The 14950-nt window shown below is 34.7% G+C and carries 13 protein-coding genes; 11 read left to right on the top strand and 2 right to left on the bottom strand.

The features are described from left to right. The first annotated feature begins 116 nt into the window (after window positions 1-116). The 3 genes from A4F88_RS14180 to A4F88_RS14170 all read left to right on the top strand — a co-directional run bounded on the left by A4F88_RS14180 (window position 117) and on the right by A4F88_RS14170 (window position 3864). Window positions 117-2153: a M13 family metallopeptidase gene (locus A4F88_RS14180; RefSeq protein WP_068843261.1), complete on the top strand. Its 2037-nt coding sequence runs from the start codon at window positions 117-119 to the stop codon at window positions 2151-2153. Window positions 2154-2389: 236 nt separating this feature from the next. Next, complete coding sequence (locus tag A4F88_RS14175; RefSeq protein WP_068843314.1) at window positions 2390-3262, top strand: alpha/beta hydrolase; 873 nt, start codon at window positions 2390-2392, stop codon at window positions 3260-3262. A gap of 83 nt (window positions 3263-3345) precedes the next feature. Continuing rightward, window positions 3346-3864: a hypothetical protein gene (locus A4F88_RS14170; RefSeq protein ID WP_068843260.1), complete on the top strand. Its 519-nt coding sequence runs from the start codon at window positions 3346-3348 to the stop codon at window positions 3862-3864. Between the two features lie 67 nt (window positions 3865-3931). On the opposite strand, the gene A4F88_RS14165 is transcribed toward A4F88_RS14170, so the two are convergent. Both A4F88_RS14165 and A4F88_RS14160 read right to left on the bottom strand, forming a co-directional pair. Continuing rightward, entirely contained in the window at window positions 3932-4900 is a 969-nt protein-coding gene (locus tag A4F88_RS14165; protein ID WP_068843259.1) for a TerC family protein, read from the bottom strand. 389 nt (window positions 4901-5289) lie between these two features. Then, entirely contained in the window at window positions 5290-6306 is a 1017-nt protein-coding gene (locus A4F88_RS14160) for a glutamine synthetase beta-grasp domain-containing protein (protein ID WP_068843313.1), read from the bottom strand. A gap of 428 nt (window positions 6307-6734) precedes the next feature. On the opposite strand from A4F88_RS14160, the gene A4F88_RS14155 reads away from it, so the two are divergent. From A4F88_RS14155 to A4F88_RS14120, 8 genes are all read left to right on the top strand, one after another. After that, window positions 6735-8924 carry a glutamine synthetase III family protein gene (locus A4F88_RS14155; RefSeq protein ID WP_068843258.1) on the top strand — a complete coding sequence of 730 codons (2190 nt, stop codon included), beginning with the start codon at window positions 6735-6737 and terminating at the stop codon, window positions 8922-8924. Between the two features lie 393 nt (window positions 8925-9317). Then, window positions 9318-10166, top strand: a complete 849-nt coding sequence (locus tag A4F88_RS14150) for a hypothetical protein (RefSeq protein ID WP_068843257.1) — start codon at window positions 9318-9320, stop codon at window positions 10164-10166. 68 nt (window positions 10167-10234) lie between these two features. Further along, window positions 10235-10756 carry a hypothetical protein gene (locus tag A4F88_RS14145; protein WP_068843256.1) on the top strand — a complete coding sequence of 174 codons (522 nt, stop codon included), beginning with the start codon at window positions 10235-10237 and terminating at the stop codon, window positions 10754-10756. A gap of 9 nt (window positions 10757-10765) precedes the next feature. Beyond that, window positions 10766-11170, top strand: coding sequence for a hypothetical protein (locus tag A4F88_RS14140; protein WP_068843255.1), 405 nt, complete (start codon window positions 10766-10768; stop codon window positions 11168-11170). Window positions 11171-11193: 23 nt separating this feature from the next. Further along, window positions 11194-11496 carry a curli production assembly/transport protein CsgE gene (locus A4F88_RS14135; protein WP_245179122.1) on the top strand — a complete coding sequence of 101 codons (303 nt, stop codon included), beginning with the start codon at window positions 11194-11196 and terminating at the stop codon, window positions 11494-11496. Between the two features lie 16 nt (window positions 11497-11512). Next, window positions 11513-11917 (top strand): curli production assembly/transport component CsgF, encoded by a 405-nt coding sequence (locus tag A4F88_RS14130; RefSeq protein WP_068843253.1) that lies wholly within the window; start codon window positions 11513-11515, stop codon window positions 11915-11917. Window position 11918: 1 nt separating this feature from the next. Continuing rightward, window positions 11919-13280, top strand: a complete 1362-nt coding sequence (locus A4F88_RS14125) for a CsgG/HfaB family protein (RefSeq protein WP_068843252.1) — start codon at window positions 11919-11921, stop codon at window positions 13278-13280. A gap of 64 nt (window positions 13281-13344) precedes the next feature. Then, a complete protein-coding gene (locus tag A4F88_RS14120) occupies window positions 13345-14829 on the top strand; it encodes a carboxypeptidase regulatory-like domain-containing protein (protein WP_068843251.1) in 1485 nt (494 codons plus the stop codon). The last annotated feature ends 121 nt before the right edge of the window (window positions 14830-14950 follow it).

The following is a 14950-nucleotide window of genomic DNA, read 5'->3' as shown; positions in this document are numbered from 1 at the left end:
TTTGGCATTTGATTTTTAATCTATTGTTATAAAAATTATATTTACATACTTGTTGTAATTAAAATATAACAAGTATGTGAATAGAGATTTAATACATCACCAAATTTTATAACCAAATGAATTTATTTAGAAAACCAATCGCCTTTCTAGTTATTGGAATGACATTTCTGAGCTGTAATAAAAAAGACACAGCATTTTCAGATCCATTAATTACCAACCGTGATACAACGGTAAATCCTGCCGAAGACTTTTTTAATTATGCCAATAACGGATGGTTCAAAAAAAATCCAATTTCGCCTGCTGACAGCAATAACGGAATCATGAGAACCGTGATGGATACTATTAATGCACAAATTAAAAGTATTTGCGAAAATTCGGCCAAAGACGCATCAGCCGCTAAAGGAAGTAATAAGCAAAAAATAGGTGATTTTTATGCTTCCGGAATGGATACTATTGCCATCGAAAAAGCCGGTTTGTCTCCATTGAACAACGAAATCAAAAAAATCAGTGAAATCAAAGATGTCGATGGACTGGTTAATACTATTGCACATTTGCAAACAGTAGGAGCAGATCCCGGATTTACATTTTATGTTGCGCAAGATGATAAAATAAGCACAAAATATGCTTTGTTTTTTTCTCAGGGTGGTTTAGGAATGAAACAAAGAGATTATTATCTGGACTCGGATAAACGTAATGTCGAAATTCGTGCAGCTTATCTGTCGCATCTTAAAACGATGATGCAATTTACAGGAGAAGCAGATGCTGTTGCTGCAAAAAATGCTGCAACGGTAATGAAACTCGAAACCGAACTGGCAAAATCTTCCAGAAAGCTAGAAGATCTTCGTGATCCTTTAGAAAACTACAATAAATTGTCTGTAGATCAGTTTAATGCCATGACCCCAAATATCGACTGGAAAAAAGTATTGCCAATTTTAGGTATTACAAAAGCCGATTCTGTAATTGTAGGTCAGCCGGAATTCTTCAAAACATTAAATACAACCATTAAAAAGTACACGATTGAAGAATGGAAAACATACCTGAAATGGAATCTGGTAAATATTTATGCGCCTTATTTAACGAAAGATATTGAAAAGCAAAATTTCAAATTCTATTACACTACATTAAATGGTGTTTCGACTCAAAAACCACGTTGGAAAAGAGTAGTAGGACAAACAGATGAATCTCTGGGAGAATTAATTGGTCAGGTTTATGTTGCTGATTATATGCCAAAAGGAGTAAAAGAGAAATTGCTGGAAATAGGAAATAATATTCGTGATGTATTTGCTTCGCATATTAAAAAACTGGACTGGATGAGCGAAGCTACCAAGCAAAAAGCATTATACAAGCTGAGTAAAATGGTAATGAAATTAGGCTATCCGGATAAATGGAAAGATATGAGCCAGCTTTCGATAGACAGAAAATCGTATTGTGGTAATGTGATGAATGCCAATATCTGGGATTATAAATACATGATCAACAAATACGGAAAACCGGTTGACAGAAACGAATGGGTAATGCAGCCACAAACCTATAATGCGTATTATAACCCAAGTAATAATGAAATTGTAATTCCGGCTTGTAATATTATTGTTCCGGGTTACGAAGGACGTATGCCGGACGATGCAATATTGTACGGAATAATTGGAGGTTCTTTCTTTGGACACGAGATTACACATGGTTTTGATGATCAGGGAAGTCAGTATGATGAAAAAGGAAATCTAAACAACTGGTGGACACCGGAAGATTTGAAAAAATTCAAGGCCAAAACAAAACTGATTGTAGATCAATACAATAAATTTGAGGTTTTAGGCAAACATATAAATGGTTCTGCAACTCAGGGTGAAAATATTGCCGATTTAGGTGGTGTAATTATGGGATATGAGGCATTTCAAAAAACAGCTCAGTTTAAAAACAAAGAAAAAATAAACGGATTAACACCGGATCAGCGTTATTTTCTGGCGTATGGATATTCCTGGATGATTAACCGTAGAGACGAATCGAAAATCAATCAAATTATGACTGATGTACATGCACCGGAACAATTCAGGGTTAACGGACCTTTGAGTAATATCCCGGAGTTTCATAAAGCATTCAATGTTAAACAAGGAGATAAAATGTACCAACCGGATAGTTTACGAGTAGTAATCTGGTAAAAAATAAATTCAAGTTTAATTAAAACCATTCGTTGCGGCGAATGGTTTTTTTATTTACAGAATTTTTGCCGCAGATTAAATGGGTTTTTTAACCATTCATTCGTGCAAATTTGAGACAAACCTTTTTCTAATCATCTGCAAAATCATAACATAATTACAGAAAAACCAATCAGATTTTTCATATGATTTATTTAGAAAAAAGTATATTTACAATCCCTAATCAGAAAAAAATAAATATGAGAAACTTTAGATTTTTGGTATTTGCTTTCCTTTTATGCGTAACGTCAATGAGTTATGCTGCCAAAGTAGATACTTTACAAGTTGCAAGTACCGCCATGAGCAAAACTTATAAAGCTGCGGTTGTTTTACCAAATTCGTATGCAAAAAGCAAATCGGCATTTCCGGTTATGTATTTGTTACATGGCGCTTATGGACATTTTAGTGACTGGTTAAAAAATACGCCAAATAAAAAGTTAGTACAAAGCTTAGCTGATCAGTACAATATAATTATTGTAATGCCAGAAGGCGAAACGTTTAGTTTTTATCTGGACAGTCCGGTAAACAAAGGCAGTCAGTTTGAAACTTTTATTACGCAGGAAGTCATTCAAAAAGTAGATAAAACCTATAGAACGATAAGCAACAGAACCGGACGCGTTATTACGGGGCTTTCTATGGGAGGACATGGCGCTTTGTATTTGTCTGCCAAACATCCCGATTTATTTTGTGCCGCTGGCAGTATGAGCGGAGCCGTAGATATGAGCACGATGCTTAATCGGGAGTCTTCTGCACAGGTAGTTAAATTAATGCAGCCTGTGTTTGGAGATAAAAGCGACAACTCAGAAATGTATGCACAATATGCTGTAATGGGAATGTTAGATAAGCTAAAAGCAAACAAACTGGCTTTGATTATTGATTGCGGAGTAGACGATTTTTTGATAGAACCCAACAGAGAATTACACAGAAGATTGGTTTACAATAAAGTAGATCACGATTATACAGAACGTCCCGGAGCACATACTTGGGAATATTGGGAAAATTCACTACCTTACCATGTATTATTCTTTAACAAAATTTTGCTTAAAAATCAGCAAGTTGTAAAGAAATCTTAAAATTTTTAATACTGAATTAACCAAAATTTTTTTTTTGGTTTGGTTTTTGGAATACCTTTTATAAATCTTAAAAATTAAATATTATGAAAAAGATACTTACCCTTTTCGCAGTTGTTGGATTAATCGTGTTTTCTAGTTGTGAAGGACCAGAAGGGCCTCCTGGACAAGATGGATTGATTGCTGAAGTTTTTGAGCTTCAAAATGTGAATTTTGCCTATAATGCAAATGATGGATATAATATTTATCAAAAGTTAAACCCTACAATTTTTCCTTCTGATGTTATCTTGATTTATAGATTAGCGGGTACTATTGATTCTAATACACCAGTTTGGCAACAAATTCCACGAACTTTATACACTTCAAAAGGAGAACTTGATTATGATTTTGACTTTAGTAAGCAAGATTTTACAATTTATGCAGGTGGAAATTATGATTTATCCTTAACTCCAGAGTTTCTTAATAAACAAACTTTTAGAATTGTAATTGTTCCTGGAGGTTTCTCTACAACTGGTAAATCAGCTAATAAATCTGAATTTTCAGATTACAATGCAGTTATCAAGAAATATAATATTGATGATAGTAATGTTAAGAAATTAAACTAATTGCTGAAATAAAATAAAAAAAGGAAATCGTAAGATTTCCTTTTTTTATGAATATATATTGAAAATATTATTCCTGATCAGCATCACTAAGTTCTTTTTCTTCTCCAAATTTTAAAGAAACCAGAATCCCCACTAATAATGAAACCGCTATAAATCCTAACGAAGCCCATTCCGGTACAGGAAACCATTCGTGTAATAGCATTTTTAATCCTACGAAACTTAAAATCGCGATTAAACTATATTCCAGATAACTGAATTTTGCCAGCATATTAGCAAGGAAAAAATACATCGAACGTAGTCCGAGAATGGCAAAAATATTAGAACTAAATACTAAAAAAGGATCTTTTGTAATCGCAAGAATTGCAGGAACACTGTCAACAGCAAAAAGAACATCCATAAATTCAATTACAATAAGGGCAACAAACAGCGGAGTTGCTGCTTTTTTTCCTTTCTCTGTGAGAATGAAAAATTTCTCGTGTTCCATTTGAGAAGTTATCGGAATCACTTTTCCTAAAAACTTATAGATAAAGGAATCTTTGGGATGAAAATCTTCTTCTTTTCCTGAAAAAAGCATTTTTATAGCAGTAAAAAGTAAAAAGACACCAAAGACGTAAGTAGTCCAGGCAAATTTATTGATTAACATAACGCCAAAGAAAATCATGAGTCCGCGGAAAATAACCGCGCCCAGGATTCCCCAGAATAAAACACGATGCTGGTATTTTTGCGGAATTTTGAATGAGGCAAAAATAATCGCAATCACAAAAATATTATCGACACTTAAAGACAGTTCGATTAAATAACCCGTAATAAACTTCATTGAGGCGACAGCTGGTTTCAGCTTATCCGGATTTGCAATAAAATCTGTGGTGTAAAGCCAGTAAATAACTCCTGAAAAAAGAAAAGATAAAGTAACCCAGATAAGAGTCCATTTGCTGGCTTCTTTAGTACTTATAATATGAGGGTTTTTATTAAAAACACCCAGGTCTAACGCAAGAATAAGAACTACGGCTAATAAAAATAAAATCCAGACTATCATAATTCGTTATTTTTTAGTGGTTACTACAAAGATAGCTTATGATATTTAACTTAAAAAGGAAATTGTTTAAAGTTAACTTTAGATTTTAGGTGTATAAGTGGTTTGCTAACTCTGTATGATAATAGATCTGTCACATTGAGTGAAGTCGAAATGCAGCAAATGGTTCTCGACTCCGCTCGAACTGACATCGCGTTTGTCCTATTTAGCACATTAGAAATACAAAAAAAAATTGTCACATTGAGCGAAGCCGAAATGCAGTTATTGGTTCTCGGTTCCTTTTGAATTTAGAGTGCATTTTATATTTAGAAAATGGAAATGTTCAACACTGATAAATAAAAAAAGTGCCAACAATTACGATGGCACTTCTGGTATATAATCTAAGCTTTGAATTATAATGCTGATTTAACAGTTTTGATAATTCTTGCAGCAATTTTGTATGGATCTCCGTTTGAAGCTGGTCTTCTGTCTTCTAACCAACCTTTCCATCCTTTTTGAACTGTCATCAAAGGAATTCTGATAGAACATCCTCTGTCTGAAACTCCATAAGAGAAATCGTGAATAGAAGCAGTTTCATGTTTACCAGTTAAACGTTGGTCGTTGTAAGCTCCGTAAACTGCGATATGCTCAGCAGTAACAGGACGGAAAGCCTCACAAATTCTTTCGTAAGTTGCCTGATCTCCACATGTTCTTAATACTTCGTTAGAGAAGTTAGCGTGCATTCCAGAACCATTCCAGTCAGTATCTCCCAGAGGTTTTGGGTGGTATTCGATATAGTAACCATATTTTTCAGTCAAACGGTCTAGTAAGTAACGGGCAACCCAGATTTCGTCTCCGGCTTTTTTGGCACCTTTAGCGAATAATTGGAATTCCCATTGTCCGCAAGCAACCTCTTGGTTGATTCCTTCAAAGTTGATTCCTGCAGCGATACATAAATCAGCATGCTCTTCAACTAATTTTCTACCGTGTGTGTTTTTTCCACCTACTGAACAGTAGTACATCCCTTGTGGAGCAGGGTATCCTCCAACTGGAAATCCAAGTGGAAGTTGAGTTTTAGTATCCATGATGAAATACTCTTGTTCGAATCCAAACCAAAAATCATCATTATCATCATCAATTGTAGCTCTACCGTTAGAAGGGTGTGGAGTTCCGTCAGCATACATAACTTCAGACATTACTAACCATCCATTGATACGGGTTGGATCTGGATAGATTGCAACCGGAACTAAAAGACAGTCAGAAGAACCACCTTCAGCTTGTTTTGTTGATGAACCATCAAATGACCAGTTTCCAAGTTCAGCTAATGTTCCTTTGAAATTTTCGTGCTCTTCAACTTTAGTTTTACTTCTAAGATTTTGAGTTGGTTCATATCCATCTAACCAAATGTACTCTAACTTAATTTTAGCCATAATAATATAAATTAATTTTTTTGTTTTTTTTCGTTGGGTCAAATATAGATTTATTTTTTTAGTCCTAAAAATTAGGGGGCTATTTTGTTTTGCTGACTATAATTTTTTGGATAAGCGCAATTTTGAGAGGGGTATATTTTGTAAAAAGCAATTTTTAACACCTTTAAAAAATAAATTCGCAAAAATTATATATGATTTTTAAAATTCATCGTTAAGGAATTATGAAAAAATGTTTATTTAATGAAGAATGCTAAGGTATTTTGTTATATTTCTTTGAATCAAATTCATTATTCTTTGAAAAAATGATGTTATGTTGAAAAATCGTCGTTTAAAAATCTAAAATTTATGTTTTAAACAGGGCGTTTTATTGTTTATATTTGTTCCTCTTTTTTTAATGAAAATGATTACGAATTTTTAAAATTATATACATGTCAACATTACGTTTCCAAGCTTTACAACAAGCTTCTACAAGAAAGCCGGTACATTTTGAAGAAATAGACAGAAAGTCTAATATTTTTGGTTCAAATGTGTTTAATGAAAAAGCAATGAAGCAGTTTTTGACTTCGGATGCTTTAAAAGGAGTAAGAGACGCCATTCAGCACGGAACTAAAATAGACAGAAAACTGGCAGATTACATCGCCATGGGAATGAAAGAATGGGCGTTATCAAAAGGTGTTACACATTATACACACTGGTTTCAGCCGCTTACAGGAACAACTGCAGAAAAACACGATGCTTTTTTTGAAACATCTTATGACGGAAGTGATCCTGTAGAAAAATTTGGCGGAGCACAACTCGTACAACAAGAACCGGATGCCTCGAGTTTTCCTAATGGCGGAATCAGAAATACATTCGAAGCCAGAGGATATACAGCCTGGGATCCAACTTCTCCGGCATTTATTTATGGAACAACTTTATGTATTCCAACCGTTTTTATTGCCTATACAGGAGAAGCTTTAGATAACAAAATTCCGTTGTTAAGAGCTTTATCTGCAATTGATGAAGCTGCAACTGAGGTTTGTAAATACTTTGACAAAAACGTAAAAAAGGTAACGGCAACTTTAGGGTGGGAGCAGGAATATTTTCTGATCGATAAAGCTTTGGCAAATTCCCGTCCGGATTTAATGATGACCGGAAGAACCTTATTAGGGCATACCTCTGCAAAAGGACAACAATTAGACGATCATTATTTCGGGTCAATTCCAACACGTGCTTTAACTTATATGAGAGATTTAGAGCAGGAATGTATGTTGTTAGGAATTCCGGTAAAAACACGCCATAACGAAGTAGCGCCTAACCAATTTGAGCTGGCACCTATTTTTGAAGAAACCAATCTTGCCGTAGATCACAACTCTTTATTGATGGATGTAATGCAAAGAGTGGCAGAGCGTCATGATTTTAAAGTATTATTTCACGAAAAACCATTTAAAGGTGTAAACGGTTCCGGAAAACATAACAACTGGTCGCTGGCTACAGATACAGGAGTCAATTTATTGAGTCCGAGTAAAACGCCAATGAGCAATTTGCAATTTCTTACCTTTTTTATCAATACCATAAAAGCGGTAAATGATTACGAAACACTATTAAGAGCTTCTATTGCAACAGCAAGTAACGATCATAGATTAGGAGCAAATGAAGCACCTCCGGCAATTATGTCGGTTTTTATTGGAGCACAATTATCAAAAGTGTTACTGGAATTAGAAAGCGTAACCACAGGAAAATTATCTCCGGAAGAAAAAACAGATTTAAAATTAAATGTAGTAGGTAAAATTCCGGATGTGTTATTAGACAATACAGACCGAAACAGAACTTCGCCTTTTGCCTTTACAGGAAATAAATTCGAATTTAGAGCAGTAGGATCAAATTCAAACTGTTCAAATTCAATGACAACCCTTAATGGTATTGTAGCCAAACAATTAAAAGATTTTAAAATAGAAGTCGATACTTTGATCGAGTCAAAAGACATGAAAAAAGACGATGCTATTTTTAATGTTTTGAGAGAATACATTAAACAATCTAAAAAAATACTTTTTGAAGGTGACGGATACAGTGAAGCATGGGAAAAAGAAGCTGCCAAAAGAGGTTTGAGCAATTTTAAAACAACACCTGAAGCTATAAAAGCTAAAGTTTCTAAACAAGCCCTGGATTTATTTTCTGAATTAGGAATCTTAAATCATGTAGAGGCAGAGGCACGCTATGAAATAGAACTGGAAGAATATACTAAAAAAATTCAGATCGAAGGAAGAGTTTTAGGAGATATTGCAAGAAATCACGTAATTCCAACTGCTATTCGCTATCAAAATACATTAATCGAAAATGTAAAAGGATTAAAAGAAATCTTCGGGAAGGAATTTGAAACCATTGCAAAAGAGCAAATCGTTTTAATTAAAGAAATTTCAGGTCATATTGAAGGAATTAATTCAAAAGTACTGGCTATGACCAACGAAAGAAAAACGGCAAACCACTTAACAGATGCCCAAAAAATGGCAGAAGCATACTGTAATAATGTGAAACCGTATTTTGAAGATATCCGTAATCATTGTGATAAATTAGAATTATTGGTTGATGACGAAAGCTGGACCTTAACAAAATACAGAGAATTATTGTTTACAAAATAAATAAGAAGTTAATTTTTCTTAAAAGCCCATCAAATTAAAGATGGGCTTTTTTTGTTTTAATGTTAAAATAATGGGTAATGAATATTGTTTTTAACAAATCTTTGGGGCTAAATGTAAATTAATTGTAATAAGACAGTAATTTCCTATTTATATTTTTAGCCATTTTAGTAGTTCATCGACATAGTTTTACAGTTCATCGAAAAGAAGTTAAGTTATTGGAAAATAGGTATTTCTACTTGAATCGTGTATTAATAAGTTTTCTAATTTTGGTCATGAAAAGAGAAAATAAGATTTAGATTTTGTTTTCAAATGAAGTTGAAAAGCCCCATATTTTTCCCCAAATCGCGAACCTGCATAATAAGTTGTATTAATAACCAATTAAATATATTTATTATGAAAAAAGTAATTTTAAGCATCTCAGCGATGCTGTTTGTGGGAGTCGCAGCTTTTGCGCAAGGTAACACCTCTTCAGTAAATCAAAATGGTAATTCTGACACTGGTATTGTTACTCAAAATGGAGCTACTAACGGAGCTACAGTTGATCAATTAGGTGACAGCAACAAATCCGAAGTGTATCAGGGAATTCAGCCGGGTATTTACAATGCTAAAAACAATTTATCTGATGTAAAACAAAAAGGTAACAACAATGGTGCTTTTATTTCTCAAAGTAACCACGACAACAAAGCGTATCAAACTCAAACAGGAGACTGGAACAAAGCAACAATCTGGCAAGATCAGATCGCTCCTCCGGTATCAGCACTTGGCGGATTTGATAAAGCAACTCAGGTACAAAAAGGAAAAAGTAACGATGCTACTATCGATCAGGGTACAACCGGAAATGAAAAACCAACCGGAGCTCCTTTTTCAGCAGCTCAACTTGCAACTGTAGCGGCAGTAGCAGTGCCATTTGCACCTCATAACTCAAATGAAGCTACTCAGACTCAAACAGGAGACAACAACATTGCATATGCTTCTCAGGGTGGTGTTAAAAACAAATCATGGCAAACTCAAACTTCTCCAACAGGAACTTCTGCTGCAGATGCCAACAAATCATACCACTATCAATATGGTGATGAAAACAGCGCAACAACTGTTCAAAACGGTACTAAGTTAACTGAAAGTACATTGCAAATTGGAAACAAAAATATTGCAACCGTTACTCAAACTGGTGCTGCTCATAGTAGTGTTGCCTTCTCTAACGGAAACATGAATACTATTACAGTTACACAATCAGGTATGTAATTTTGAAAAATAAAGATGAGATAGTCATAGAACGTGACTATCTCATTTTTTAATCTAAATCAATTACGATGAAAACTTTCATTTTAAATATCGCATTATTTTTACTTTTTCCCATTGTATTTTATGCACAGGAAAAAGAAGATAATTCAGATTTTAAGCCTTATAGTTCTTCGGTTTTTAATTCAAAAGAAAAAGCGTTAAGCGTTGTTTCGAGTATGAATAAAAAAGCACAGGACGATTTAAATTCAAAAATTCAGGCCGGTATTCAGATACAGCAAATAGGGGATTTAAATAAAGTAGTGGCAAACTTAAGATCAAATGAAACAAAAGTTGCTGTGGATCAAAATGGAGACCGAAATGAATTGCTTTTAGATAAAAATGCTAAAACATTAACGCAACGCATTATTCAGCAAGGCGACAACAATAAGATTTCTGATTTTACATTATACACGAACTATAATGTAAACATGGAAATGATCCAAAAAGGAGACAATCAAAACATACAAAGTATTGGAACCAATTCACTGTCAAAAAACATGAAAATTACCCAGACAGGAAATGGAGCCTCCATAATTCTCATTAACAAATAAATTAAAAACATGCGTTTTTTATATCGACATATCATTTTCGTATTACTGTTTTTTACTGCCATTACTTATGGTCAGGTTCCCCAGGACAAAATAAAAGCTAAACTGGAAATCGAAAAAATCGAAGGTAATATAAAAATTACAGGAACTGCTGAAAACCTCACAGATGTAATCAGGAGTGCTGCCTACAGAATGTCAGTTATAAAAAATAATAGTAAAAGTAATAATCAGTCTAACAACGATCAGGTTGGTGTTTTTACTCTGCAACCCAACGAACTGCAAAAATTATCTACCTCTCAGATCAATCTTTCAGAAGATGATGAGGTAATCGTTTTGTTATTGTTTTATGATGAAAACAAACAAATAATAGCAAAAGATCGTGTGGTTTTGGGTGAAGAAAAAAAAAAGACGATGTAATAATACTTCCTGCTGACGGATTTGTGTTGAGAGGAATCATTACAGACGACACCAAAACAAAAATTGGTAAAGATTTTTATGATCGGTATTATTACAAGTACAATGATATTGGAATAAATGCTGAAAAAATAGTAACAATAGGTGAAGAATATAGTTTTGCAAGAAATACAGCCATAACCGTATCTGTAGATAACGAAGTTATATATGAGTTTCTCGCAAGACCAGACGATGAATTTTTAGATGCAGTTGCAGAAGAATCTGTAAATGCAACCTTTACTTACTTTAAAGAAAAAGAAAAGCACCGAAAATATTTCACTCAGTATTAATTTTATTATTAACGACATGAAATTTATTGTAACCCTGGTAGTATTACTACTCATTTCTCCACTTATAAACGCGCAGGCTTTAGTTTATAAACCCGTAAATCCAGCCTTTGGGGGAGACACATTCAATTATCAATGGCTCTTGAGCAGTGCAGAAGCTCAAAATAAGCAGAAGGATAAAACAGCCGAGACTGCTACACAAACAGATCTGGAGCGATTTAAAGCCAATTTAAATTCGCAGCTATTAAGTCAGATTTCCAGTCAGCTTTACAAACAACAATTTGGTACTGATGGTATTAAAGCAGGTTCTTATACCTTCGGAAGCTATTCAGTCGACGTTTACCCATCTTCAGGCGGGCTTACCCTTAACATTTTAGACACCAATACAGGAGAACAAACTCAGGTAATTATCCCAAATCAATAACATGAGATTACATCACTACTTATTTATAGTATCCGGATTTCTTTTTTCGGGTTGCGGTGCCTATTACAATCAGCCAACAGGCGTTGAAAAAGCCATTTTAGGAGAAGGAACTCCTGCAACTTCCTTATTAAAAGATTTGCCAAAGCCAAAAGAACCAGTTGTCGTGGGAGTCTACAAATTCAGAGATCAGACCGGACAATATAAACCTCAGGAAAACGGAAGCAGTTTTAGTACAGCCGTAACCCAGGGTGCCACTTCTATATTGATAAAAGCACTTGAAGATTCGAAATGGTTTGTGCCCATAGAACGCGAAAATATCGGGAATTTACTTCAGGAACGAAATCTGATTCGGGCAACACGTCAGGAATATGTAAAAAATGCCAACCCTAATGATCCGCAATTAACTCCTTTATTATATGCCGGAGTTTTATTAGAAGGCGGAATCGTTTCGTATGATTCTAACATCATTACAGGAGGTTTTGGAGCACGATATTTTGGAGCAGGAGCATCAGTAAAATACCGTCAGGATCGTGTTACGGTGTATTTGAGAATGATTTCAACATCCAACGGAAAAATTCTGAAATCGGTTTATATTTCCAAAACCATTTTATCACAGGCGATTGACGAAAGCTTATTTCGATATGTAAACTTTAAAAGACTGCTTGAGGTAGAAACTGGTTATACAACCAATGAACCCGTACACATGGCGGTTACAGAAGCCATCGAAAAAGCCGTTGAGTCTTTGATCCTGGAAGGAATAAAAGATAATATATGGGAAGCCGATGCACCAAAATGGCAGGTTGATAATTTACTGAAAGCTTATAATGAAGAAACCAAAACAGCCGATGTAACTGGACTTTATGGAAGGGTTATGGAAGACAGGAGAAGTAAATTTGCGATCGAGATTTCTGGTGGTTCTACCTTAATGAATGGAGATTATAAAGATCCGCTTTTAAGACCTTTTGGTCGTGGCGCTTTGAAATTCTTTATAACGCCCGCCTTTAATATCAGCGCTTCAACAAACGTCGTCAATCTCGCCAATAAAAATCTACTCGATGTAGGTTATATCACTTACGATCTTAATCTCGAATGGATTTTGCTTCCTAAAGACAAATTAACACCTTATTTATACGGAGGGGGAGGATTTGCCATGAACCGGAAATTTGAAAACACATACAGTAAAGTTCAGTTTGGTGCAGGTTTAGAATATATGGCATCAGACCGGATTGGCGTAAAATTATTTGCTGAGCAAAATATCAACTTCAGTGATAATGTCGACTATATCAAGGCAGGAACCCGGGACGATTACTATTATAAATTCGGGTTAGGGCTTACCTATTATTTCGGAAAAAAGAAAAAATAGCGTAATTAAAAACAGCATATTTTAAAATACAACGACAAAGTTTAAATTTAAAAACAAATTAATAATGAAGTATATATACAACATAACAAGCGTACTTTTTTTATTGTTTTTGGTTTCATGTAGTGAAGAAAAAATAGGAGACTCAGAATATGGTACCGTTACCGGAAGAGTGGTCAATGCAGATAGTTTTGTGCCAATCGAGAATGTCAAGATACTTTCAAGCCCAACTTCAAGCACTGTGTTTACAGATGCAGATGGTAAATTTACAGTTTCGAATGTAAAAACAGGCGAATACTCGTTTCAGGCTCAAAAAGATGGATTTATAGCCAAATTTGAAGCTACAACCGTAACGGCAAACAATACCTCAGAAGTTGTTTTTGAACTCAAAACAGCCACAGCCAATAATAAGCCGCCAACAGTTCCTGTACTGGTAAGTCCGGTAGATAATAGTATAAATCAGGCCGTTTCGCTGGATTTAACCTGGACTGATACAGATCCCGATAATGATGTTCTTACTTTTAAAGTAACCCTTAGAAACAGCAGCAATAGCGATGTAAAAACCTATGACGGCATAAAAGACAAGAAACTAACCTTAACAGATCTGATTTATGGTACCAAATACTATTGGCAGGTTGAAGCAACAGATGGTATAAACACCCCTGTTTTAAGTACAGTAAGTGCCTTTACCACATTAGCATTTCCAACTACCCGATATTTATTTGTAAAAACTATAAACGGAAACAATGTTATTTTTACAGCCGATGATGCAGGAAAACAATATCAGTTAACAAGTTCAGATAAAAATTACTGGCGTCCGAGAAGAAATAACCAGGCACAAAAAATAGCTTTTATAGGAACAAACGGTTCTCAGAACGATATTTACACCATGAATTTTGACGGTACAGGAATAAAAAGAGTAACCAGTTCAGTACCAATAGCCGGTTTTAACTCAGATTATATCGACTATTCGTGGAATGCCTCCGGAAGTGAATTGATTTACCCTAATTTTGATAAATTATACAAAATCAGCAGCGACGGAAGCGGATTAACCAAAATATTCCAGACTCCAAACGGTAAATTTATATCAGAGTGCGACTGGAGTGCCGATGGATCAAAAATTGCCTTAAAAGTAAATGATGCAAACGGTTACAATGTCGAAATTTATGTCATTAATACCGCAGGAGTAGTGCTTACCTCAATACTTTCAGGACAAACCGGAGCAGCCGGCGGATTGCACTTTTCTGTAACAGGACAAAAACTAGTCTATACCAGAGATGTAGCCGGTTTTGAAAACTTAAATTACCGACAACTCGATTCCAGAATCTTCGAATATAATTTTGGAGCAGGAACTTTGACCCAAATCGCAACAGAGAAAATTCTGGGAACAAATGATCTCGACGTTCGATATTCGCCAAATGAATCAGAACTTATTTTTACCAATACCTCAAATGATGGTATTTCAGTAAAAAACATTGTAAAAACTACTATTGGAGCAACAAACTCAAGAATCATTCTGTTTTCCGGAACCTCTATGCCGGACTGGGAATAACTTTTAAATGCCAAAATTTAAAACCAGATTGCCTAAAAATTCGGCAGTGTTACAAAACCTGCCGAATTTTTTTTGTGAACCAAAGTATTCAATTTTAAATCGTATAGCCTTAAGAATTAAA

Origin of the sequence: Flavobacterium chilense (assembly GCF_001602525.1) — a bacterium.
In the GTDB taxonomy this organism is placed as follows: Bacteria; Bacteroidota; Bacteroidia; order Flavobacteriales; family Flavobacteriaceae; genus Flavobacterium; species Flavobacterium chilense.
This window is presented reverse-complemented; position numbering and strand designations above follow the sequence as displayed.